25 protein-coding genes are annotated in these 23,073 nt (G+C 66.2%); 11 read left to right on the top strand and 14 right to left on the bottom strand.

The window, feature by feature from the left end; genetic code table 11:
• Nucleotides 1–41: 41 nt before the first annotated feature.
• From AC1DOM_RS10175 to AC1DOM_RS10155, 5 genes are all read right to left on the bottom strand, one after another.
• On the bottom strand, nt 42–419 hold the full coding sequence (locus AC1DOM_RS10175) for a nuclear transport factor 2 family protein (RefSeq protein ID WP_498962854.1): 378 nt from the start codon (nt 417–419) through the stop codon (nt 42–44).
• A gap of 18 nt (nt 420–437) precedes the next feature.
• Nucleotides 438–974, bottom strand: coding sequence for a DUF6630 family protein (locus tag AC1DOM_RS10170; protein WP_498962852.1), 537 nt, complete (start codon nt 972–974; stop codon nt 438–440).
• 580 nt (nt 975–1,554) lie between these two features.
• On the bottom strand, nt 1,555–1,791 hold the full coding sequence (locus AC1DOM_RS10165; RefSeq protein ID WP_498962850.1) for a hypothetical protein: 237 nt from the start codon (nt 1,789–1,791) through the stop codon (nt 1,555–1,557).
• Nucleotides 1,792–1,905: 114 nt separating this feature from the next.
• Complete coding sequence (locus tag AC1DOM_RS10160) at nt 1,906–2,736, bottom strand: HNH endonuclease (protein ID WP_498962848.1); 831 nt, start codon at nt 2,734–2,736, stop codon at nt 1,906–1,908.
• Nucleotides 2,737–2,857: 121 nt separating this feature from the next.
• Nucleotides 2,858–3,196 (bottom strand): excalibur calcium-binding domain-containing protein, encoded by a 339-nt coding sequence (locus AC1DOM_RS10155; RefSeq protein WP_498962846.1) that lies wholly within the window; start codon nt 3,194–3,196, stop codon nt 2,858–2,860.
• Between the two features lie 214 nt (nt 3,197–3,410).
• Here AC1DOM_RS10155 and AC1DOM_RS10150 point away from each other — a divergent pair, with 214 nt between their 5' ends.
• Nucleotides 3,411–3,617: a hypothetical protein gene (locus tag AC1DOM_RS10150; protein ID WP_498962844.1), complete on the top strand. Its 207-nt coding sequence runs from the start codon at nt 3,411–3,413 to the stop codon at nt 3,615–3,617.
• A 71-nt stretch (nt 3,618–3,688) separates the two neighbouring features.
• On the opposite strand, the gene AC1DOM_RS10145 is transcribed toward AC1DOM_RS10150, so the two are convergent.
• The 3 genes from AC1DOM_RS10145 to AC1DOM_RS10135 are packed head-to-tail and all read right to left on the bottom strand — an operon-like array spanning nt 3,689 to nt 6,537.
• The gene (locus AC1DOM_RS10145) at nt 3,689–4,906 is read right to left on the bottom strand and encodes an aminotransferase class V-fold PLP-dependent enzyme (RefSeq protein ID WP_498962842.1); all 1,218 of its coding nucleotides are present in this window, start codon (nt 4,904–4,906) and stop codon (nt 3,689–3,691) included.
• Between the two features lie 60 nt (nt 4,907–4,966).
• Nucleotides 4,967–5,362: a hypothetical protein gene (locus AC1DOM_RS10140; RefSeq protein ID WP_498962840.1), complete on the bottom strand. Its 396-nt coding sequence runs from the start codon at nt 5,360–5,362 to the stop codon at nt 4,967–4,969.
• Between the two features lie 29 nt (nt 5,363–5,391).
• The gene (locus AC1DOM_RS10135; protein ID WP_498962838.1) at nt 5,392–6,537 is read right to left on the bottom strand and encodes an NADH:flavin oxidoreductase/NADH oxidase; all 1,146 of its coding nucleotides are present in this window, start codon (nt 6,535–6,537) and stop codon (nt 5,392–5,394) included.
• A 178-nt stretch (nt 6,538–6,715) separates the two neighbouring features.
• Here AC1DOM_RS10135 and AC1DOM_RS10130 point away from each other — a divergent pair, with 178 nt between their 5' ends.
• The 6 genes from AC1DOM_RS10130 (at nt 6,716) to ltaE (ending at nt 12,684) form a co-directional block, all read left to right on the top strand.
• Nucleotides 6,716–7,756: a WD40 repeat domain-containing protein gene (locus AC1DOM_RS10130; protein ID WP_498962836.1), complete on the top strand. Its 1,041-nt coding sequence runs from the start codon at nt 6,716–6,718 to the stop codon at nt 7,754–7,756.
• A 96-nt stretch (nt 7,757–7,852) separates the two neighbouring features.
• A complete protein-coding gene (locus AC1DOM_RS10125; protein ID WP_498962834.1) occupies nt 7,853–9,376 on the top strand; it encodes a metallophosphoesterase family protein in 1,524 nt (507 codons plus the stop codon).
• Between the two features lie 88 nt (nt 9,377–9,464).
• On the top strand, nt 9,465–10,694 hold the full coding sequence (locus AC1DOM_RS10120) for a lipopolysaccharide biosynthesis protein (RefSeq protein WP_498962832.1): 1,230 nt from the start codon (nt 9,465–9,467) through the stop codon (nt 10,692–10,694).
• A 90-nt stretch (nt 10,695–10,784) separates the two neighbouring features.
• Complete coding sequence (locus AC1DOM_RS10115) at nt 10,785–11,066, top strand: DUF4242 domain-containing protein (protein WP_498962830.1); 282 nt, start codon at nt 10,785–10,787, stop codon at nt 11,064–11,066.
• Nucleotides 11,067–11,071: 5 nt separating this feature from the next.
• The gene (locus AC1DOM_RS10110) at nt 11,072–11,656 is read left to right on the top strand and encodes a hypothetical protein (RefSeq protein ID WP_498962828.1); all 585 of its coding nucleotides are present in this window, start codon (nt 11,072–11,074) and stop codon (nt 11,654–11,656) included.
• A gap of 14 nt (nt 11,657–11,670) precedes the next feature.
• Nucleotides 11,671–12,684, top strand: coding sequence for a low-specificity L-threonine aldolase (gene ltaE / locus AC1DOM_RS10105; RefSeq protein ID WP_498962826.1), 1,014 nt, complete (start codon nt 11,671–11,673; stop codon nt 12,682–12,684).
• A gap of 1 nt (nt 12,685) precedes the next feature.
• Here ltaE and AC1DOM_RS10100 read toward each other — a convergent pair whose 3' ends face one another.
• Nucleotides 12,686–13,288, bottom strand: coding sequence for a DNA-3-methyladenine glycosylase (locus AC1DOM_RS10100; protein WP_498962824.1), 603 nt, complete (start codon nt 13,286–13,288; stop codon nt 12,686–12,688).
• 118 nt (nt 13,289–13,406) lie between these two features.
• On the opposite strand from AC1DOM_RS10100, the gene AC1DOM_RS10095 reads away from it, so the two are divergent.
• The 3 genes from AC1DOM_RS10095 to AC1DOM_RS10085 are packed head-to-tail and all read left to right on the top strand — an operon-like array spanning nt 13,407 to nt 15,797.
• The gene (locus AC1DOM_RS10095; RefSeq protein ID WP_498962822.1) at nt 13,407–14,678 is read left to right on the top strand and encodes an aminopeptidase; all 1,272 of its coding nucleotides are present in this window, start codon (nt 13,407–13,409) and stop codon (nt 14,676–14,678) included.
• A 45-nt stretch (nt 14,679–14,723) separates the two neighbouring features.
• On the top strand, nt 14,724–15,431 hold the full coding sequence (locus tag AC1DOM_RS10090; RefSeq protein WP_498962820.1) for a PIN domain-containing protein: 708 nt from the start codon (nt 14,724–14,726) through the stop codon (nt 15,429–15,431).
• A 39-nt stretch (nt 15,432–15,470) separates the two neighbouring features.
• Nucleotides 15,471–15,797: a PilZ domain-containing protein gene (locus AC1DOM_RS10085; protein ID WP_498962818.1), complete on the top strand. Its 327-nt coding sequence runs from the start codon at nt 15,471–15,473 to the stop codon at nt 15,795–15,797.
• Here AC1DOM_RS10085 and pdeM read toward each other — a convergent pair whose 3' ends face one another.
• The 5 genes from pdeM to AC1DOM_RS10060 are packed head-to-tail and all read right to left on the bottom strand — an operon-like array spanning nt 15,798 to nt 22,319.
• On the bottom strand, nt 15,798–16,436 hold the full coding sequence (gene pdeM / locus AC1DOM_RS10080; protein WP_498962816.1) for a ligase-associated DNA damage response endonuclease PdeM: 639 nt from the start codon (nt 16,434–16,436) through the stop codon (nt 15,798–15,800).
• The gene (locus AC1DOM_RS10075; RefSeq protein ID WP_498962814.1) at nt 16,429–18,876 is read right to left on the bottom strand and encodes a ligase-associated DNA damage response DEXH box helicase; all 2,448 of its coding nucleotides are present in this window, start codon (nt 18,874–18,876) and stop codon (nt 16,429–16,431) included. The genes pdeM and AC1DOM_RS10075 overlap by 8 nt, the downstream gene beginning before the upstream one ends.
• Nucleotides 18,873–20,477 carry an ATP-dependent DNA ligase gene (locus AC1DOM_RS10070; RefSeq protein ID WP_498962812.1) on the bottom strand — a complete coding sequence of 535 codons (1,605 nt, stop codon included), beginning with the start codon at nt 20,475–20,477 and terminating at the stop codon, nt 18,873–18,875. The genes AC1DOM_RS10075 and AC1DOM_RS10070 overlap by 4 nt, the downstream gene beginning before the upstream one ends.
• Nucleotides 20,477–21,478 (bottom strand): ligase-associated DNA damage response exonuclease, encoded by a 1,002-nt coding sequence (locus tag AC1DOM_RS10065; protein WP_498962810.1) that lies wholly within the window; start codon nt 21,476–21,478, stop codon nt 20,477–20,479. Before AC1DOM_RS10065 ends, AC1DOM_RS10070 begins: the two co-directional genes overlap by 1 nt.
• A 28-nt stretch (nt 21,479–21,506) precedes the next feature.
• Nucleotides 21,507–22,319, bottom strand: a complete 813-nt coding sequence (locus AC1DOM_RS10060; protein WP_498962808.1) for a TspO-related membrane protein — start codon at nt 22,317–22,319, stop codon at nt 21,507–21,509.
• A 181-nt stretch (nt 22,320–22,500) separates the two neighbouring features.
• Between AC1DOM_RS10060 and AC1DOM_RS10055 the strand changes: the two genes are divergently transcribed.
• Nucleotides 22,501–22,989, top strand: a complete 489-nt coding sequence (locus AC1DOM_RS10055) for an EF-hand domain-containing protein (protein ID WP_498962806.1) — start codon at nt 22,501–22,503, stop codon at nt 22,987–22,989.
• The last annotated feature ends 84 nt before the right edge of the window (nt 22,990–23,073 follow it).

The raw sequence follows: 23,073 nt of genomic DNA, 5'->3' as shown, positions 1-23,073 counted from the left end.
GCGATCAGCCGCGCACAGGATAAGGCAGTCGTCGCCGCCGATCAGTCGGCCAGCGGCCCGGTCCCGTGCCGCGACACCACGCGCCACGCCCCATCGCGCCGCATCCACACATCGGTGACGAGAAACACCCCACTCCAATCGAGCCCGCCGACGGACGCCTCCTGACGCGAGCGCCCGTGCACGATGGCCACGTCCTCGCCCAACGGACGCACGCGCAGATCGAGCCACTCGAACGCCGTGCCCGAAATCGGGCCCATCGCCCCCTCGAGCCACGCCGCCTTCGGCATCAACACACCGCGCGCGCTGGTGAGCAGGAAGTCGTCGGCGAGGATCGCCTCGCACACCGCGCGATCCTTGCGCAGCCACGCCTCCATCCACGCCGCCTCCAGGGCGGGCAGCGCCGTCTCCGCATCGGACATGGCAGCGTTCTCCACAGATCAGATGACAGCGCGAACGTGGAACCCCAGCGCGCCGGCCACGGCCGGCACCGCCTCGTCGTCCGACCGCGCCGCGATCCAACCCGCGACATGCTCGCTGCCGCCCTCCCACGACCACAGCGAGTAGCCCCGCTCCCGCAACTGCACCGCCGCCCGCGAGAGCAGCGTTCCGACATCCGCATCGGCGAGCGCGTCGTCCGCCTCGTCGTCCAGGTCCCAATCCACCCGTACCCCGACCCGCGCCGCGAGCTCGTCGATCGCCTCGACCACCCCGCCCGCATCGTCCTCGGGCAGGAAGAACCCCGCCTTCCAGTCGATCGCATCGCGGATGGCGTCGATGGGCTCCGCGCCAGAGGCGAGCGCATCGCGGATCTCGGAAAACTGCAGCTGCGCCGAATCCTCGTCCCCCGGATTGATCAGGAGGAGCAACTGCCAGGCGACGGACTCCAGCGCGGCGTCCTCGTCGAGTTCGGACGAGGGGGAGAAGGACGCGGAGAAGTTGTCGTCGGGGTCGAAGTTGTCGAAGTCGGGGGGCATGGGGGAAGGGTACGCCTGGGTCGTCGGGTGGGGGGAGGGTGGACCCCCTCTCCCTCCGGGAGAGGGTTGGGGAGACGGCCGCCGCGGGGATCGACGCACGGGTGAACCCCCGGACTTCATCGATGACATTCCAACGGTCTCGCGAGAACGAATTTTCTTCTCGGATGACCTTCGATCGTTGTCGCGAGAAGGAAATTACTGCTCTAGAGCGCTCCAACCGTGCTCGGAAGCACGTCAAACGTGCATTGGAGGAGGAATTTTCCCCAACGGAGCACTTCGAACGTGCTCCATTGCCAGAATTTTCCCCAACGGAGCCCTTCGAGCGTGCTCCATTGGCAGAATTTTCCCCAACAAAGCCCTTCAATCGCGCTTCGAAGGCGGAATTTTCCCCAATGAAGCACTTCGAACGTGCATTGGAGGAGGAAATTTGCCAACTGACATCCGCCGGACGGATGTCGACATACCTCGCGAGCATGTCAAAGGCAGAAACTTCCAGGCCGACATACTTCAAACGCATCTCGAAGGACGAATTCTCCATGTCGGCAGACCGCAGACGCATGTCAGAGGAGAAGCAACGCCATCAAGCGCGAACGCGCGCGCTTTCATCCCAGCGCTGATGCTCCGCGTCCCAAATGGCCGCGTCCTGCGCGACGCCGATGGCCTGGCGCGTGCTTTCGACGCATTCGTCGTAGGAGCGGTAGGTGCTGAAGCTGCCGGCGACGGGCTTCAGGCCTTCGTCGAAGAGGAACCAGCGCCAGCGGTTTCGGGCATTGAGGGAAAGGACAAACTGGCGGCGTAAATCGGAGGGGGCATGCATCGGTCATCTCGCATGAGGAGTCGCGAGATTGGAGCAGCGCAGCGAGCCGATAGCGACGGACTATAAGTCACATCCGACCATTCACAAATGTTCGGTGCGCAATGGCGCACGAATCTAGGTTGCCTTCTCCATTAGCTGGATCTTCGAACGGAGGCTGGCGTTGTAAGCCTTATTGTCGGCGCCGTAGTGAACACGTCGATGACAAGTTGGGCAAATTGCCGCCATGTGATCGGGCGCATCGAGGCCTCCATCAGAGAGTCTCTCAATATGATGAACCTCGAGGTACGGAAGTCCGTTGGGTCGCAAAAAGGGCGCGTTGGAACCGCAAGCCTCACAGTTTCCATCTGCGCGAGCTAAAACGTAAGCGGCGACTGATTGCGAGCGCTTGTGTAGATTGCGGCGCGCCTGGGTGAGCACTTCGTGTTTGGGGCTGACGGCTTGGTATGCGCGCTTCCGGAGCTCTGCTAGAGGGATGGAGTTCGCGAGATTCTGATCATTGCTCGGATCCGGTACTTCCGCTGCGTCCAATCGCACCAACAAGAATTGAATGAGCTTCCGGAGCTGACCATTCTTATCAGGCCCTAAAGACTCTTCGGTTCCAGCACACTGCATTTCGCCGATAAATTCGTACAAACCACCAGCGCGGCTTACCTTGTTAAAAAGTAAAAGCGCATGACCATTTGCAACGTGGTCTCTGACCGCTCGATTCCCATGCGTGTACTGCATGTCGCCTTCTTGTCCGTGCCCCGTGTATCGAAACACCTCGCGTTTCTCGTCCCAGACGTCCTCATAACCGTAACGGCCACCTTCCTCCCCGGTAAAAATGAAGACGATCTTGGAATCCGGCGCGGGTGAGATTCCAGATTGGCGAGTGCCACCAAATCTCGGGTGGATGTCTGCCTGACGGCTATAGACCACGCCTTCGACGAGCCCAAACTGGTTCATAGGTTTTCCCCTGCATGCGACCTGCCAGGATTGCCGGGCAAGTCGGGGAAACATACATCAGTGAGCGGTGGAAATTTCGCTACGCAAGTTCTCGTGGATACTCTTGCGCGAGCCTCGTCGGTTACTCGCACCCGATTCCGTCGTTATCCCGATCCAAATGCGGCGCATACCCCGGATCTCCACGCCGCACCGGCGCAGCCCCAGCCGCCCGCGCCTCCGAGCAGTTCCGGAAGTACACGGTCTCCGAGTTCAAATTCGATCGAGGCACCGCACTCGCTTTTGGTGCTGCACTCGCCCCCGGCGCGCGCTGGCAGTGATACCCGCCATGCTTGCGATCATGGTGGCAACCGTTGGCATCGAGCCCGCCGCCATGTGCGCGTGCGACGTTTGCAGTCGGGCCAACAAGAAGCAACGCAGCTGCGAGTGCGGCCACGACTGTCCAACGAATCTGAATTCCCATGGCTTCCCCCCGGCGCCATCGCGACGGTGGAGGATACGCGCCGCACTCGCGCATCCGGCCAGGCGACACCATAAGTAGCCGCGCTACCCGACTAATACGGTCGACGGCGGCCGAACGCTGAACCAGTCAGACAAACTCACCTTTCCCAGCCCCAACCTTGACGCTCCCTCGCGCACCTTCCACCTGAGTAACAAAGGATCGGGAGATCGCCCCCATGCCCATGGTCCGCAACATGGATGCACAGCTGTTCGAAGCCGTCCTCAAGGTGGCGCGCGAGGAATGCGAGCACGGCACCTGGGATGAGTTGTCGCCGATCCTGCGAAGAACCTGGGAAGCGTTGCGGGATGCGGAGTCGCCGTCGTGGGAGACGGTCGAGGGCGAGGTACAGGCGACGTGTCGGGAGTCGGGGTATCTGCATTGAGGGAGGGGGTTTCGTCAGGATGACGGGCCCTCTCCCCCTCTCCCCAACCCCTCTCCCAGTGGGAGAGGGGCTCAAGCGGGGAGCACGGTTTGTAGCGCGTGCAAGAAGGCGTCGATGTCGTGCTCCGTGTTCAACACATGCGGCGACACCCGTATCCCGTTGAACCACCGCTTCTCCACTTTCTTCACGATGATCCGGTGCTTCTCCAGCAGCGTGGTCAGCACGGTCTGGCTGTCGATCGCATCAGGCAACACGAACGCCACCATCGCCGCCGCCAGCGGTCCAGGCGGCGGCCCGACCACGCGCACCTGCTTGATCGCCTGCAATTCCACGTAGGCCTTGTTTCGCAATTCCGCGTTGTGGCGTTCGATTGCGTCGATGCCGAGGTCCTGCACGCGTTGGATCGCCGCGCCCAGTCCGATGACCAGTGGTTGCGGGCCGAGGCCCGCCGACTCCGCGCCGTAGCGGTGCTCGCCTTGCCATTGGATCGGCGCGATGGCGTCGCTCGCGTTGCGCGACACGTACAACAGGCCGGTCCCTTTCGGCCCCATCAGCCATTTGTGCCCACTGGCCGCGTACGCGTCGCAGCCGATGGCTTTGACGTCGACCGGGATCTGGCCCAGGGCCTGTGCGCCGTCGACGACGCATAGGATGCCCCGCGAGCGCGCCATCTTCGCGATCGCGGCCACCGGCATCCGCAGGCCGGTCGTGGTGATCACGTGGCTGACGCTGATCACGCGGGTGCGCGGGGTGATCGCAGCTTCGATGCGTCCGGCGATCGCGTCGACGTCGTGTTCTTCGGGCGCGATGGTCACGCGGTCGATCGCGGCGCCGTGGCGTTGCGCGGCGTACTCCCAGCAGAAGCTGCCGCCGTGGTGTTCCTGGTCGGTCGTCAGGATGCGGTCGCCTGCTTTCCACGCGACCCCCTGCGCGACGGTGTTCATGCCTTCGGTCGTGCAGCGGGTGAGCAGGAGTTCGTCGGCGTCGCAGTTGATCAGCGCTGCGGCCTGTGCGCGCACGGCTTCGCAGGCTTGAAGCACGGTGGGTGCGCCGTCTTTGCCATAGGCCATGCGCACGGGGCTGGTTTCCAGCTCGCGCCATGCGGCGAGGGTGCGGTCGAGCACCGCGTTCGATGTCGCGCCGAGCGAGGCGGTGTTGAGGTGGATGACGCCCGGCGTCAGTGCGTAGGTGCTTGCGGGCCCGGCACCGGAGGCGGTCGACCCGGCGCCCAGCAACGAGGCGGCGCCGAACCCGGCGATGAAGTTGCGACGCGTGAGTTCGGTGGTCATTCGCTGCGCTTCCCCGGCGGGCTCTCCGCTACAACGCAGACGCGCGCTCGAGGCGGTCGTTCAGTCGAACAACTCCCACCACGCCGGCACCGGAATGAACGGCATGTACTCCTTCCACCCCAGCAGGAAGGAGAACGCCACATGGATCGCGGGCGAGGAGAGGAAGGCCAGGCCCAGGTACCACGCGAGTTCGCGGCCGCGCAGTTTGAAGACGATCGGCGGCAGCAGCAGCGTCGCCAGTGCGGGCACGGTGTAGTAGATCCACCACGGCAGGCCGATGTTGTTGCCGTATTTCGCGAACGCCATGCCGCCGACCACGACGATGGCCGCGACGGCCAGTACGGTGGCACGTCGCGGGTGTTGCGTTCGATGGCGGGTGACGCACCGCAGGATGGCGATGAACGTCACCAGCGAGACGAACACGAAGATCCAGAAACGCAGCGACGGCGAATGCATCGGTCTTCCCCCGAGAGCGATCCGTCAGTCTATCGGTCGTTCTTCCATCGCGCCGGTGGGTCGAAGGGGCCGTGCGGGAAGATGCCGCGGTGGTGGTGCGGTTCGCTGCGCAGGTATTGCTTCGGCGGGCGCACGGTCGCGCCGAGTTTCGCGGCGGCATGCCACGGCCAGCGCGGGTCGTAGAGGATCGCGCGGGCGAGGGCCACGATGTCGGCATCGCCGTTTGCGACGATCGCTTCCGCGTGTTCGGGTTCGGTAATCAGGCCGACGGCGACGACGGGGATGTTCACCGCTTGCTTCACTGCGCGGGCCAGTGGCACCTGGTAGCCAGGAACGGGATGGAGGCGTTGTTCGGCCGCCACGCCACCACTGCTCACATGGATCGCATCGCAGCCGCGCGCTTCCAGGGCTTTCGCGAATGCGATGGTCTGCGCGACATCCCATCCGCCGTCCATCCAGTCGGTGCCCGATACGCGCACGGTGACGGCGCGGTCGCTCGGGAATGCGGCGCGCACGGCGTCGAACACTTCCAGCGGGAAGCGCATGCGGTTTTCGAGGCTGCCGCCGTATTCGTCGGTGCGTTGGTTGCTCAGCGGCGAGAGGAATTGATGCAGCAGGTAGCCGTGCGCGGCGTGGATCTGCACGGCGTCGATGCCCAGGCGCGCGGCGCGTTGCGCGGCGGTCGCGAAGGCTTCGCGCACTTTGCGCATGCCTTCGGCGTCGAGGGCGGTCGGCGCGTGATCCTTCGCGTAATGCGGCTGCGCGCTCGGCGCGACGGTTTGCCATCCATGCGCATCGTCGGGCGCAAGTTGATGTCCGCCAGCCCACGGGGTTTCGCAACTGGCCTTGCGGCCTGCGTGTGCGAGTTGGATCGCGATCGGCATGTCGGACCAGGCGCGCACGCGTTGCAGCACGTCGCGCAGTGCACTTTCGGTGGCGTCGTCCCACAGGCCGAGGTCGGCCCAGGTGATGCGGGCTTCGGGCAGCACGGCGGTCGCTTCGATCGTCAGCAGGCCCGCGCCCGACAGCGCCAGGTGCCCCAGGTGGATCGCGTGCCAGTCGTTCGCGCGTCCGTCCCCGTCGCACGAGTACTGGCACATCGGCGCGATCACGATGCGGTTGTCGAGCGCGATGTTGCGCACGTGCAGGGGTTCGAACAGTTTCGGCCTGGCCATCTCGTCGTCCTTGGAATCGCGTTGCGCATGTTGGCGCCTGCAGTGGCGGCGCGGCGTTCCATCGTCGCATTCACCGTGTTCCATGCGCGTCGCGGTACGGCTGAGGTTGCGCGCGGCGTCGAACCGGCGGCGCGTCCGCGGGCATCCACCCCATGCCGAGCGTCGCGGAGGATCCAGCATGAACACGTCACGCAAATTCGCCTTCGGGCTGCTCGTTTTGTCGCTCGCCATCGGCGCCAGCGTGCACGCGCAGTCCGCGCCGCAAATCGTCTGGTCGGCGCCGACGCCGAGTGGGCTGGCCAATTCCATCGTCGGCGTGGCGTGGTCGCCCGGAACCGGGGCGCGCGTCGCGGTGGGTTCGACGGATCGCTGGGTGCGTACGCGCGCGGCCTCCAATGGCGCACTCGCCTGGTCGGTCTTGCAGCCGCATCGCTCGGGCACGGCCGACCAGGTCGTGTACGCCAACGACGGCACGCAACTCGCGGTGCACAACAGCAATCGGGGTGGAACGTACCGCATTCACCGTGCCTCCGATGGGCTGTTCCTCGGTTCGCTTGTGATCACGATCCAGCCGAACGGCGTGGTGACATTCACACCTGACGCGCAACTCACCGCCTCCACCGGCGATACCAACGCGTCGCGATGGCGCATCGCGAACTTCGCGGTCGTGCAACTCGTCGGCAGTGGCTACCCGAAGATCTCGACGAATTGGGTGTTCTCGCCCGACGGGCTGCTACAGGCCTCCGCATCGCAGGGCACCATCACGATCCAGCGCAGAAGCGACGGCGCAACCGTGCGCTTGCTGACGGCCGGCAACCTGCGCAGCACGACGCCGATGCAGTTCACGCCGAACAGTGCATCGCTTGCGGCCTGGGCGTCCGCGCCGAATGAAACCACGCTCTTCCGCATCAGCGACGGCGCGGTCATTCGTCGCTTCCCGAATGCGCAATCCAACGAAGGCGTCACCGCGGTGCGCTTCACGCCGGATGGCGCGCGTCTGGTCACCACTGGCTATCGTCCGTTCGAAACCCCGCAGGGCTGGGATCAGCGCGGCACGATCCGCTTCTGGCGCGTGTCCGACGGCGCGCTGCGGCAGACCTTCGAAGCGGGCACCGGCATCGGCGTGACCTCGGCGGTTGCGTTCTCCCCGGGCGTCACCCGTTTCGCGTACGGCACGTATGAAGGAGCGGCCGTCGTCGCGAACGTGCCGGCGCCGTGATCGCGCTTGCACGTATTCATCCCGCGCGCGTGTCCTGTGGTGCGCGGTTGCATCCGTTGATCCGTGTACACGCAGTGCACACGGAGGAACGGGGGCATGAAATTCGGGGCATGGGGGGCGCTGGTCGCCGCGTTGTTCGTCGCCGCGATGGATGCGAAGGGTGCGGAAAACACGCTGCAATTCGCGGAAGACACGGCCGTCTCGCGCGTGCTCGCCGGCACGTCGCCTTCGCAGGTCTGCCGCTCCGATGCGCGCTGGATCCGCGTCGGGTTCCAGTCGCTGGTGTTGAAGGGCAGCGATTCGCTCAGGCTCAGCGGCACGCAGGGCGGGGCGATCGTATTCACCGCGGGCGAGAAATGGGACGGACGCAGTTTCTACACGCGCGCGCTGCGCGGGAGTTGCGTATCGATCACGACGAACTTCGCCGATTCCGGCAGTCGCTACGTACTGAGTGGCTACCAGGCAGGAATGATGTCGCTTGCCTCGACGACGTCCATGGTCACGGCCGCCGGCGACATCTGCAGCGCGACCGCGCCCGCCAATTGCGGCCGCACGGCGGATCTGGTCGTCGGTATCAATCCGGTCGTGGCGCTCACGCTCGGCGACAACGCCTACAACAACGGCTCGCTGGACGACTACAACACGCGCTACGACCCCAACTGGGGCCGCTTCAAGGCGATCACGCAACCGGTGCCCGGCAACCACGAGTACACCACCACGACGGCGTCGGGTTACTACGACTACTTCAATGGCGTGGGCAACCAGACCGGTCCGGCGGGCGACCGCAGCAAGGGCTACTACAGCTTCGACGTCGGCGATTGGCATTTCATCGCCTTGAACAGCAAGACCGGCAACACGGTGTCGGCGGCGCAACTGACGTGGCTCGATGCGGACCTGCGTGCGAACACGAAACCCTGCACGGCCGCGTACTGGCACCATGTGTTCATCAGCCGCGGCAACTACACCGGGTACGCGACGATGAAGCCGTTTTTCGATCGGCTGTATGCGTCGCGCGCGGACCTGGCGCTCGTCGGGCACGATCACAACTACCAGCGCTGGACGCCCATGGATGGCAGCCAGGTGCCGAAGATCGATGGCGTGCGCGAGCTCGTCGTCGGCACGGGCGGTGGTTCGATGTATCCGGTCAACGGCACTTCGCCGATGCTCGAGCGCAAGCAGAGCAGCACGTACGGCATCCTCAAGCTGACCTTGACCGCGTCGGATTGGCTGGCGGAGTTCGTGCCGATCGCCGGCAAGACGTTCACCGACAGCATCGGCGGCACCTGTCATCGCGCGACCGAAACCATCGGCGACTTCCTGCTGCAGTCCTCGCCGTCGATCGCGGTCACGCTCGGCAGCACGGGCGGGAAGATCATCACCTTGGGCAGCTATGGCGAATTCAACGCGCCGGTCGATCTCTCGATCACGGGCTTGCCCACCGGCGTGACGGCGACGTGGTCGATCGACCCGCTCACGCCGCCGGCGGATGGCGACCGCACCTCGCGCCTGGCGCTGCGCGTGTCCAGTTCACAAGCCGCGGTGGGTACCTATCCCCTCGTCGTGCGCGGCGAATCCAACGGTGTTGTGCGCCAGGTGGGCTTCAACCTGATCGTGAAGTAAACGGTGGCGCCCGCGTTCGCGTGCATTGCACGCGGCATGCGGGACGGTCGGTGGATCGCCGGCCAGCCGGGCCAAAGGATTTGGCTTGATGAATGCACCGTTGCTCCAGTTGCGCGCATGGCAATGGACACGCACCTGCGTGCATGCCGCGACCTTGTTGCTGCCTGCGCTTGCGCTGAATGCGGAGGATTACGGCCGCTACGTGACCGCCGTGGCGATCGCGGCGTGCCTGGCGCCCTTGCTGGTGAGCGGGCCCGCGGTCGTCTATCAATACAGCCACCGCGCCTTCGGCTGCACGCGCGAACAGATCGCCACGCTGTGGACGCGGACGCTCATCGTGATCGGTTTGCCCTGCGCGCTGTTGGTGACGGGCGCGATGGTGCTGATCGCGAACGATGCGAATCGATGGGCGCTGTGGTTCGCGGTGGGCCTGGCCGAGATCGTGATGATGGGGTTCGCCGAAATGCGCGCGAGCTTCGAGCACGCGCAGGGGCGCGAATCGCGCCGCCTGTTCTGGCAGGCGGCGCCGCACGCGCTGCGCTTGTTGGCGGTGCTCGCAATTCTCGGTTGGAGCGTCGTGCTCACGCTCGACGCGTGGGTGGCCATCGCGCTGGCGATGTCGACGCTGGTCGCATGCGGTGCCTGGGTCGTGCCACGCAAGGATGCGCCGCGCTCCTGGGATGCGGTGCGGCGCCTGGTGCGCGTCGGGTTCCGGTTCGGCGAGGGCGGCATGGCCGACCGCCTGTTCGCGCACGGCGACAAGCCGATCGTGATGCGGCTGATCGATCCGGCCACCTCCGGTGGGCTCTTCCTCGCGCAGCGCGTCGTCGAACTGGTGAGCTTCCCCCTGCAGGCGTCGATCGCGAGCGCGCTGCCGGGCTTGCTGCATGCGACCCCGGGCGAACGGGGCGCCTATTGGCGGCGCGCACTGTGGTGGCCCGCAGCCTATGCGGTGCTGGCTGGCGCTGCGCTGTTCGCGTTATCGGCGCTGGTGCGCGAGTTCCTGCCGCAGTTCGAACTGGCGGCGGATGTGCTGGTGTGGTTGTGCTGGTTGCCGCTGCTCGACTTCGCCCGCGGCATGCTCGGCAATGCCGCGATCCTCGCCGGGCGCGACGATGCCTTCACGCATGGGCTGTGGTTGGGCGCGGCGCTGCGCGTTGGCGCGGCCCTGGTGCTCGTCACGCCCCTCGGTTGGCAAGGCGCGGTGGCGGGGCTGGTGATCGCCGAAGTGGCAACGCTTCTCTATCTGATCGTTTCGGCGCGGCGCGCGATGATCGTCGCGCGGCGGGGTTCGCACGGCGTCGCCGCGGATTCGTGAGGGAGTTCGAACCGCAAGCCAACGGCCGTGGCGAAACGGCGGCCTGTCCAACACCCCGGGCGCGTTGGTCAGTCACGGAGGTAATCCCCAATGCCCAAGTTCGTGATCGAACGTGAAGTCCCCGGCGCATCGAAGTTGACCGAACAGGAATTGCAGAGCCTGGCGCGTCGCTCGGTCGGCGTGCTGCGCCAGCTCGGGCCCGAAATCCAGTGGGTGCAGAGTTACGTCACCGGCGACGCCCTGTATTGCGTGTACGTCGCGCCCGACGAGGAGATGGTGCGCGAGCACGGCCGCCTCGGGAGTTTCCCCGTCACCCGCGTCACCCAGGTCGCGACGATCATCGATCCGACCACGGCGGAACAGCGCGAGTAACACCCATGTTCAACGAGATGGCGTGGTCGTTCATCGTGCAGACGCTGAGCGGCGTTCTCGCCGTGTTCGTGGGTATCTGGCTGGCATTGATCTTCGAGCGCCGGCGCAAGGCGGAAGACACGGTCGAACGCGACGCCTTGCAGGCCGCCGAATACGAGCGCGTCATCGATTCGATCCTTGGCTCGGTGGTCAAGAACACGGCCGAGGCCAAGCGCATCCTGCGCCTGGTCGGCAGCACGCATTGCCCGCGCCTGCTGCACGCCGACCTGGAAACCGCGGTGTGGTACGCCAGCCACGGCCACTTCACCTCGCTGTGCCGCAACGTCGACCAGCGCGTCATCCTCAGCCAGTTCTTCGACGACGTGCGGCGCCTGTCGGCGTTCGTGGATTTCCGCAGCGACCTGCAAGCGCAGATGACCACGCAGGGCCGCCGCGCGGACGACGCCGAGGTGTTCGAACTGGCGAAGGAAGTCGACCAGCACCTGGCGGCGCTGGCCGAGGACCTGCGATTCACCGGGGTCATGGTGATCACCGACCACGGCAAGCCGGTGCACAAACGGCTGATGGGCATCGGGCACGAAACGGTCTGAAGTAAGCTGCGCCGATGAACCCCATCGACCTGCGCTCCGACACCGTCACCACCCCCACCCCCGCCATGCGCGAGGCCATGCTGCGCGCGCCCGTCGGCGACGACGTCTACGGCGAAGATCCCACCGTGAATGCGCTGCAGGAAAGGCTCGCCCAGGACCTGGGATTCGAAGCGGGGATGTTCGCGCCCAGCGGCACGCAGGCCAACCTGCTGGCCTTGCTCGCGCACTGCCAGCGCGGCGATGAATACATCGTCGGCATGGACGCGCACACCTACAAGTTCGAAGGCGGTGGCGCGGCGGTGTTCGGTTCGATCCAGCCGCAGCCGATCGTGCAGGGCGAGGACGGCACACTGCCGCTGGATGTGGTCGAGAATGCGATCAAGCCGGTCGACCCGCACTTTGCGCGCACGAAGATCTTGTGCCTCGAAAACACCTGGCACGGCCGCGTGTTGCCGCGTGCGTATCTCGCGCAAGCGCGTGCGTTGTGCGATCGCCGTGGGTTGAAGCTGCATCTGGATGGCGCGCGCTTGTACAACGCTGCGGTCGCCGATGGAGTGGCGCCGCGTGAGATCGCAAAGCACTTCGACAGCGTGTCGGTGTGCCTGTCGAAAGGCCTCGGCGCGCCCGTGGGCTCCGTGCTCGTCGGCTCGCGCGCGTTGATCGAAGATGCGAAACGCTGGCGCAAGGTCGCCGGCGGTGGTTGGCGCCAAGCGGGGATGCTTGCCGCCGCGTGTTTGCATGCGCTCGACCATCACGTCGAACGCCTTGCCGATGATCATCGCCGCGCGAAGACACTCGCCGATGGGTTGCAGGGCTTGAAGCACGTCACCGTCGCCGGGCAACACACCAACATGGTGTTCATCGACGTGCCGAAGGACAAGCTCGACGCGTTCCGTAAGCACATGGACAACGCTGGCATCCGTATGTCGATCGGGTATATGCCGCGCATCCGCATGGTGACGCACCTGGATGTCGACGACGACGGAATTGCGCGAGCGATTGCAGCGTTCCGTTCCTTCGACGGCTGACTCACGCTTGCACCTGCTTCACGCGCGCCGGACTGACATGCCGATTATTCGGCACGACGAATCGCCATAGGTGTTCCTGTCCCGCGCTGATCCCGATGCGCGGTGTCGCGACGGGATGCAACGGCGGCGCAACACCATCGTCGAGAATGCGCGGCCCGTCCCCCTTCACCAAATCCGCGCCGTCCTGCGCGCCGGTGATGCCGAGCGCTTGCGTCAACCGCGCCGGTCCACTGCATAGCAAGCGTTCCGAAACCCCGCCGCGCGCATCGTGCATGAGCTCCAGTCCCGCGATCGGTTCCAGCGCACGGATGAGCACGCCCGCGCCGGGCGTCTGGTCCCACGCCACCGCGTTCGCGCACCAGTGCATGCCGTAGGTGAAGTAGACATACATATGGCCGGGTTCGCCGAACATCGTCGCGTTGCGCGGCGTGCGGCCGCGGTAGGTGTGCGCGGCGGGGTCGATGCCCGCCAGGTAGGCTTCGACCTCGACGATGCGGCCCGCGCGGCCGTCGGGCATGGCGAGGAGCTTGTTGAGCAAATCGCGCGCCACGTGGAGGGTGTCTCGGCGGTAGAACGCGCGGGGCAATCGTTTGCGGCGGGCCATGCGGGCAGTCTAGGGAACCGTGCGTCGGCGCGCGTTCACCGCGACGACCGGCGGTGACCGCACGGCCGCCGCACGTGCGTTGGCCCAATCGCCCGCCCCGGGTGATGAGGGTCCCGCCATGACACGCCATCTGACCGCGACCGCCCTGGCGGCCGCCCTCGCGACCACGCTCCTCGCCGGTTGCCAGAAACACGAGACACCGACCACCACGACGCCTTCGTCGTCGACCGCCACGGCGCCGGCGCCTGCGACCACCGCGCCCGTCGCGAGCAAAGCCGCGCCCACCGATTTCGACAAGCTCGCCGACCGGCTCGTCGCCAACGCCGCGGTGAAGGAAGGCGAAGTCGTGTTCATCACCGGCCGCGCGACCGATGCCGAATTGTTGGAAGACATCGCGGTCGCCGCGCGCAAGGTCGGCGCTTTCCCGATGATCGACTACAGCAGCGATCGGCTTTCGAAGCGCATGTTCTTCGACGTTCCGGAAAAATGGGATTCGCAGGAAGACAAGCTGTCGGCCGACCTCGCCGACGTGGTCGACGTGATCATCACGCTCGGCAACGGCGCAACGGAAAACCTGTTCGAAGGCGCCGATCCCAAGCGCATGGCCGCGCGCGGCAAGGCGAACGAAGGCTTGCCCAGCCTCTACCAGCGCAAGGGCGTGCGCACGCTGGAAGTCGGCAACAGCCTGTATCCCACGAAGTGGCGCGCGGAACGCTACGGCGTGACACAGGACGAGTTGTCGAAGATGTTCTGGAACGGCGTGAACCTGGACTACGCCGATCTCGTCAAACGCGCCGCGGAAGTGAAAGGAGCGCTCGCCAACGGCAGCGAAATCCACATCACCCATCCCAACGGCACCGACCTGACGGTGAGCGTGAAAGGACGCCCCGTGGGTGTCAGCGATGGCGTGATTTCCGCCGAAGACATGCAGGCCGGCGGCGCGGCGAATGCGGTGTACCTGCCGGCGGGCGAGGTGTACACGACGCCCGTCGCGGGCAGCGCCAACGGCAAGCTCGTCAACACGCGTGCGTACTATCGCGGGCAGCAGATCGACAACCTGACGCTGACCTTCAAGGACGGCAAGATGACGGGCATGACCGGTTCGGGCCCGGGCTTCGCCGGCATGAAGGCCGAGTACGACGCCGTCGACGACGCGCACAAGGACGACTTCAGCTTCGTCGATCTGGGCATCAACCCGAACATCAAGTTCCCCGCAAGCGCGACCGTCGGCAACTGGGTGCCCGCGGGCACGATCAGCGTCGGCACGGGCAACAACACCTGGGCCGGCGGCGAGAACACCGTGCCCTATGGCCAGACCGTTTCGCTGGCGGGCAGCACGGTCACGCTGGATGGCAAGCCGATCATCGAGGGCGGGTCGCTGAAGATCTGAGCGCGCATGGCCTAGACTTCCGCGGTCGCACCCGCGGAAGTCGCTATGCCCAACCAATATCTCCTCGTCGATTTCGAGAACGTGCAGCCCGACAACCTGGGCGCGCTGCAGCCGGGCGAGTGGCGCATCCTGGTCTTCCTCGGGCAGCACCAGACGCGGCTCGAACTCGGGCTCGTGCAGGCGGTGCAGGCCTTCGGGCCCAATGCGCAATACATCCCGATCGTCGGCAACGGCAAGGACGCGCTGGATTTCCACATCGCGTTCTACATCGGCAAGTTGTCCGGCGAGCAAGCCGGCGCGCGCTTCGTGATCGTTTCCAAGGACACCGGCTTCGATCCGCTGGTGAAGCACCTGGACAAGCTCGGCATCCAGTGCAAGCGCGTGGCGACGATCCCCGGCGCGTTGGTGAAGCTGCCGACGGGGAAGCCGGCGCCTGTCGCGAAGGCGGCGAAGGCCGTTGCGAAGGCACCGGCCCGGCAACCGGCCAAGCAGCCGGCCAAGCAGCCGGCGAAACAACCTGCGAAGAAGGCCGCCGCGAAGAAGACCGCGACGCCACCGCGTTTCCAGGAAGTCGTCGAACGCCTCAAGGGCATGAAGCACGCCACGCCGCGCACGGTGAAGACGCTGCATTCGTGGCTCGCCAGCTTCAATCCGCCCTTCGAAGCGCCGCAGATCGAGACGATGCTGCAGGCCCTCCAGGTCGCGGGCGTGCTGACGGTCGAAGGCCGCAAGCTGGTTTATCCGACGACCTGATCGTCGGCTTCACGCGGGCGGCGTTAGATTCCGCCGGACATGAGCGACGAACAACACGACGACCGCCGCCGCTACCCGCGCCAACAGATGGTGCGAGCCATCCTCGTGCGGCCGAACGGGCACAAGCTCGATTCGCATCTGCTCGACCTGTCGCTGGGCGGCGCGCGCGTCACGCTGCCGCAGCATTGGTCGCCGCAGAACGGCGCGACGCTGCGCCTGTATTTCGAGAACGGCGATGCGGAGGAATCGATCACCTTGCGCGGGCATGTCACGCGCGTGGGGCTCGACGATCTCGGCGTGGAATTCGAACCGCAGCAGGAAAGCGATATCCGCGATCTGTTCGCCTCGCTCGGTCCGCGGCAGTAATCAAACCAGGCGTAACAATGCGTCGTGCATGCATGCGACGAGGCCGTCGCGTGGATTCAACACCGGCGTACGTCCGCCGGTAAACGCAGAGAAGGCCGGCAGGACGCAGGTGCGTTCCTGCAACCAGAATGCAGGCCATCTTCCTGGGAATCCTTCGATCCGCACCGTTGGATGCAGGTGTCCGCACAGCACGTGTGCAGGCGCGCGCGCATCGGGGGCATGGCGCAAGGAGAACGGCCCGTCGTCGACGGCATCGCCGAGCAGATCGATGTCGAGGTTCGCGCGCACGAGTGCGCGATCGTGGTTGCCGGCGAGCACGCCGATACGCAGCTGCGGATGGTCTGTGCGGAAGGCATCCCATCCTGCGCGCCATTGCGGCGATTCGATGCCGCCGTGCAGGAAGTCGCCGAGCACCCACGCCGTTTCCGCGCCCGTCTTCTGCGCGAGCATCGCGATGCGCGAAAGATCCAGGCGCGTGCCGCCGCTAGGCAACGCGATGCCCATGCGTCGAAAGATATCGGCCTTGCCCAGGTGCAAGTCGGCGAGCAACAGGCGCTTTCGCGCGGGCCAGTAGAGCGCGCGATCGGCGAGCAGGCGCATCGGCTCGCCTGCGATGACCACATCCATCGCGTCAGCCATGGCGGCGCTCCAGTTGCGCCGCGACGCGTTCGACCCGCGCCCGCCAGTCTTCCGTACTCAAATGTCCGCGCTGGCTTTCCGCCCACAGGGGGAAGGAGAGCGGCGTCAGCGACTTCGGCCGATGGAGCGCGATCGGGCGACGCGCGCAATCGTCCAGCGTGTGCGCGAGGCGTGCGACGTCGAGTTGCTGCGCGAAGACTTCGCGTTGCGCTTGCGTCAACAGCAGATGCCCGGGGTCGTGGCGTGCGAGCACGTCGTAGAGCAGACCGCTGGAGGCCTGCAATTGCCGCATCGATCGTGGCGCGCGGCCCGGCAGCGAAGGCGGCAGCAAGCCGGCGACGCGCGCGATCTCCCGGAACTGGCGGCGCGCAAGCTCGGTGAGGTTGAAGCTGTCGGTCAGATCGTCGAGCAAGGCGTCGGGGCGCAGCAGGTCCGCGACCAATGTCGGCTCGATATCGACCTCCGCCTGCGCGGACAACACCAGGCCGTAATCGTTAGCGGCGAACGAAAACGAGTTGGGCACGCGCCGCCCCCAGCGCAAGGCGAGCAGCGCGGCGAGGCCTTCGTGCACAGCACGACCGGCGAAGGGGTAGACGAACAAATGGCGGCCGTCGCGCGTCTTGACCCATTCGCACAGCAGATGATCCGGGCCGGGCAGGGCCGACAAGGCATGTTGCAACTGCAGCAAGGGCTGCAAGGCCCGCACCTCCGGAGAATCGGTCTCGCCCGAAATGACGCCCGCAAGCACGCGTTCCACTTCGCGCCCCAGTTCGCCCGACAGGGGGAGGCGCCCGCCCTGCCACTTCGGCACCATGCCGTCGTTGCGTTTGGCCAGGCGCACCTGCGCCGTCATCTCGTGCAGGCGAATCAGTTCGAGCGTGCGGCCCGCGAACTGGAAGCGATCGCCGGGCCGCAGGCGCGAGACGAAACTTTCCTCCACCGAGCCCAGCGCGCCGCCGCGCAGGAATTTCACGGCCACGCTGCCGTCGCTGGTGATCGTGCCGATCGACAGGCGGTGGCGATACGCGACCTTGCGATCTTCGACGACATGGCGACCCTGCGCATCGACAACAACGCGTCGATAGTCGGGGTAGTGCGACAATGCCGATCCGCCTTGCACGATGAAGTCCAGCACGGCCAGCCACGTCGCATGATCGAGCTCGGCGAAGGCATGCGTGCCGCGCACTTCCTCGAACACGGCATCGGCATCGAAACCACCGCCGAGTGCGAGCGTCACGCAATGCTGCGCGAGGACGTCGAGCGACAGGCGCGGTGGCAGGCGTGGTTCGATGCGGCCGTGCGCGAGTGCTTGTCGCGCCGCGGCGTACTCGAGCATTTCGAGCGCATGCGTGGGCACGCACACGACGTGCGCCGGTTCGCCGGGGCGATGTCGCGCGCGGCCCGCGCGTTGCAACAGACGCGCCATGCCCTTTGGGCTGCCGAGTTGGAACACCTGGTCGACCGCGGGGAAATCGACGCCCAGATCGAGGCTCGAGGTCGCGACGACGCACCGCACCGTGCCATCGCGCAAACCGATTTCCGCCGCTTGGCGCAGCTTTGCATCGATGGAGCCGTGATGCAGCAACAACGTGCCCGGGTCTTCCGGCCACACGGCGGACAAGGCGCGATGCCAGAGTTCGGCCTGCGAGCGGGTGTTGGTGAACAGCAGGCTCGTGCCTGTGGTCAGCAGCCGATCGACCACGCGCGAGAGTTGCACGAGGCCGAGATGACCGGCCCATGGAAACCGTTCCCCTGCTTCCGGCAACAACGTATCCAGCGTGAGCGTTCGCGGCGGGAGGCCCGAGACGAGCGCGGCCTCGGGCGCATGCGGCAGCAACACGTCGCGGGCTTCCTGCAGATTGCCCAGGGTCGCGGACAAGCCCCAGAGACGCAGCGCGGGGGCGAGCGCACGCACGCGCGCCAAGGCCAATTGCAACAACACACCGCGCTTGTTGCCGAGCAGCTCGTGCCATTCGTCGACGACGATGGTGCGCAACTCGGCGAATTGCGCCGCCGACTCCGGGTAGGAGAGCAGCAGCGACAGCGATTCAGGCGTCGTCACGAGCGCATCGAGTTGCCCCGCGCGCGAAAGACGCTTGTCGCGCGCACTCGCATCGCCGGTGCGCAATCCGATGCGCCAATCCAGGCCGAGTGCGTCGACCGGTTCGCGCAAGGCACGCAGCGTATCGGTCGCCAGTGCGCGCAAGGGCGTGATCCACAGCAGGCGTAGGGGGCGCGTCGCGTTTTTCTTGCGAGGCACCTTGGGGGCTTCGGCGATGGCATCCAGCAGCGGGCCGCCGAAGGCCGCGAGCGTCTTGCCGCTGCCGGTCGGCGTGTGCAACAGGCCCGATTCACCGGCCTTCCAGCGTTTCCACATTTCGCGCTGGAAGGGCAACGGCTTCCAACCCTGCGATTCGAACCACGCAGCCAGCGGTGTCATCGCGCCAGCGCCTGCAGGGTTTCGAGTCGATCGGCCTCAGCGGCCGGCTTGTCGTTCCGCCAACGCAGGATGCGCGGAAAGCGTACGGCGATGCCGGACTTGTGGCGCGTGGAGCGATTCACTGCTTCGAACCCCAGTTCGAACACATGCAAGGGCGTCACCGATCGCACGGGGCCGAAACGTTCGATCGTGTTCGCGCGGATCCAGCGATCGAGCTTGAGGATCTCCTTGTCGTCCAGGCCCGAGTAGGCCTTGGCGACGGGCACGAGCGCGTCGCCGTCCCACAGTCCGAAGGTGTAGTCGGTATAGAGCGCGCTGCGACGTCCGTGGCCCGATTGCGCGTAGAGGAGCACTGCGTCGATCGTGAGGGGATCGATCTTCCACTTCCACCAATCGCCGCGGCGACGGCCCACCTGGTACGGCGATGCACGGCGCTTGACCATCAGGCCTTCGACGCCGCGTTCGCGTGCGCCGATACGCGCGCCGGCGGCTGCATCCCAATCCGCTGCGATCACTTCCGGTGAAATGACCAAACGCGGGTCGGCATGCGCGGTGAGCAATTCGGCGAGTGCGTCGCGTCGCGCCTGCAGCGGCGCCGCGCGCAGGTCCACGCCATCGCGTTCGAGCAGGTCGTAGGCCAACACGCGCGCCGGCGTATCGGCAAGGATCTTCGGGCCGGGTTTGCGCCGTTGGATGCGCGTCTGCAACGCAGTGAAGGGCAAAGGCGCATCGCCTTCGCGCCAACCGAGCAGCTCGCCGTCGATGACCGCATCACCCGGCAGTCCGGCGAGGGCGTGTTCGATTTCGGGGAATCGGCCGTCGAGGCGCTCTTCGCCGCGCGACCACAAGGCGATGTCGCTGCCGCGCCGGATCAACTGCACGCGGATGCCGTCCCATTTCCATTCGAGCAACCAATCGTCGATGGGACCCAGGGACTCCGGTGCCACTTCCAGCGGCGAGGCGAGGAAGAACGGATAGGGTTGCGCGCGATCGCCGGGCAGCTCGCCTTCGGTCAGCAGATCGCGCAGGAAAGCGGGCGAGGGCGACCACGCGCCGAGCATGCGTTGCGCGATGCGCGCGATGTCCACGCCGCTCATCTCGGCGAGCGCCTGCTGCACGAGGCGTTGCGAAACGCCGACGCGCAGCGCACCGGTCAGGAATTTGTTGAATGCGAGACGCTCGTCGTAGGCGAGTGCGCGCCACGCGCCGACGATCAGATCGCGTCGGGTGTCGACGTCCTGCCCCGCCACCGCAAGCAGCCGATGTTCGATCCAGACGTGCAAGGGCGTGTCGTCGCGCGCATCGATCGGCGGATCGTCGAGCAACAAGGTCAGGGTCTCGGCGAGATCGCCGACATGGTGGTAACTCTCTTCGACCAGCCACGGCGGATTGCCACTCGCTTCGGCGATCCAGTCGCGCAATTCGTTCGTGCCCGCGATCTTCGCGCGCGCACCGCCGATCTTCCCGCCCGACAACAGCCACAAGGCCCACGCGGCATCTTCGGGCGGCGCTTCGCGGAAGTAGGCGATGAGCGCGGCGCGCTTGTCGGACGTCGCCGTGCTGCGATCCAGGCGCCGATACAGGGCGGCGAAGCGGCGCATCAGTCGTCGCCGCCGAACTGCGTCGAGAACGTGCCGGTCGCGATGCCTTGTTCGTTGAGGGCGCGCACGAGCGCGTCGGTGTTGCCGTGCGTCGCGATCACGCGGCGTGCGCCGGTTTCGCGGATCGTGCGCAACAGATCGGGCCAGTCGGCGTGGTCGGACACGACGAAGCCGCGATCATGATTGCGCCGTCGCCGGTTGCCGCGAATGCGCATCCACCCCGACGCGAACCCCGTCTGCGCATTCCGGAAGCGCCGCATCCACGGGCTGCCCGCCGCGGACGGCGGCGCGAGCACGAGTTCGCCCGCGAAATCCGCACCGCGTTGTTCGTCGCTCACCAGGCGCGTGTCGAGCAGCGGCACGCCGCAATCGCGATACACCTGCACGCCGGCGGCGATCGCACCGTGCAGCCATGCCGGTCGATCGGTATGCGCCATCAATTCGGCGAGCACGCGTTGCGCCTTGCCGAGCGCATAGCACAGCAACACCGCCGCCTCGCCGCGCGCCGCACACTCTTCGCGCCATTCGACGATCTCGCGCGCAACCTCGGAGGTGTCCGGCCAGCGATACACCGGCAGGCCGAACGTCGCCTCGGTGATGAACACGTCGCAGGGGACGACTTCGAAGGGCGCGCACGTCGGATCGGGCTGGCGCTTGTAATCGCCCGAAGCGACCCAGGTCTGACCGTCGACTTCGATCCGCACCTGCGCCGATCCCAACACGTGGCCCGCGGGATGGAACGAAACGCGCGCATCGCCGAGCACGAAAGGCGCGCCGTAGTCGTAGGCGAAGATGCGTTCATCGCGACCGAGCCGCCAGTGGAGGATCGTCAGCCCGGCGCGCGTGGCGTGGTATTCGCCCATGCCGCCACGCGCGTGGTCGCCGTGGCCGTGCGTGATCACCGCGCGCGGAACGGGGCGCCACGGGTCGATGTGGAATCCGCCCGCGGGGCAGAACAGCCCCTCGGGGCGCAGGACGATCAGATCGCGCGATGCCGGCATGCCGGCAGTCTTGCAGCGCCTTTGCGGATTACGCGTGAGCGCTGTTGTCGGGCGCGTTCTGATCGGGCGCGTTCTGATCGGGCGCGTTCGTGACCCAACCGCCGCGATGCTTGAACCGCAACCACACCGTCTGCCCGACCAGCGCGACCGCGAGCACCAGGGCACACCACGATGCAGCCGTCGCGCCACGCACGCCCCAACTCGATTGCATGACATACACCGCAATCAAGCCCCAGGTCGCCGCGCCGGCGTAATCGGGATTGCCGCGCATGCGGTGGTTCGCCCACAGCAACAGGACGGCGAGCAGGAGGAACAAGGCCATGCTCCATGCCAGCATGTCGGTGGTCGACATCACACGATAGGCAACGACGACCTGCGCGATATTGACGAAGGCGGCCAGCGACAGCCACCCCGAGTGCAACGAAATCGGCGTCCACGCCCACAGCCATTGTTGCGGCAGGCGCTGTTTGTCGTCAGTGAGCATGAAGGCAGCGCGCAGCAGGCATGCGAGCGCGCCGAAGATCACGATGAGGTTCAACCAGTACAAGCCCATGGAGAACAAGGGCATCCATGCGGTCGTCAGCGCGAAGCCGCCCGCGGTCCATGGTGCGATGTGCGTCAGCGTCGGATCGTCGCGGCGCGATCGCGCCGCCTGCCAGACGCCGTACAACACGTCGAACACGAAGATCAGGCCCCAGATCGCGAACGCCCATCCCGCCGGCAGCAACAGGTTCGGGAATTGCGCCGAGACCGCGCCCGAAGGCGGCCCGAAGTCCCCGCGTTCGGTGAACCATGCGACGACCGGCATCGCGATCGCGAACAACAGCACGAGCAGGCGCATGGCATGGCTCCTTCCGGGGATGGCGCGACGCTAGCAGGCAGGCGTGAGCGCCGCGTCGAACACCCGCTTGCACATCCCTGAATCGTCCCGTCGCGCACTGTCGAGCTTGGGCGCGTGCATTGATCCGGCAGTCACCAACCGCCGCGCACCCTCGGGGTTCCCCTAGCAGGAGCTGCACCCAATGACACGCAAGACACTGCAACTGTGCCTCGCCGCCGGACTCGCGAGTGTCGCCTTCGGCGCCTTCGCCAATCACGAAGGCGGGGACATGTTCAAGATGATGGACACCAACAACGACGGCCAGGTCAGCGCGGCCGAGCACGATGCCGCCGTCACCAAGATGTTCGGTGACATGGACACCAACAAGGACGGCTTCGTGACCGCCGCCGAAATGGACGCCAGGCACGCTGCGATGGAATCGCACGAACACGGCGAGAAGCACGGCATGGAGATGAAGTCCGCCGACAAGATCGCCAAGATGGATACCGACAAGGATGGCAAGTTGTCGGCCGCCGAGTACGGCGCCGGTGCGAAGGACATGTTCGGCAAGATGGACGCCGACGGCAACGGCATGCTCTCGCGCACCGAGATGGACTCGGGCCACGACAAGATGATGAGCAAGGACAAGGCCGCCAAGGACGACTGGAGCAAGAAGGACAAGGGCACCTAAGGAAAACGGTGGCTGAAGCTTCGAGCGTCGCCGCACCGCCCCTTCGGTCTCCCGGGGCGGTGCGGCGGCTGTGTGAAGACCAAT

This window comes from Lysobacter sp. P5_B12 (genome assembly GCF_056400425.1).
This window is presented reverse-complemented; position numbering and strand designations above follow the sequence as displayed.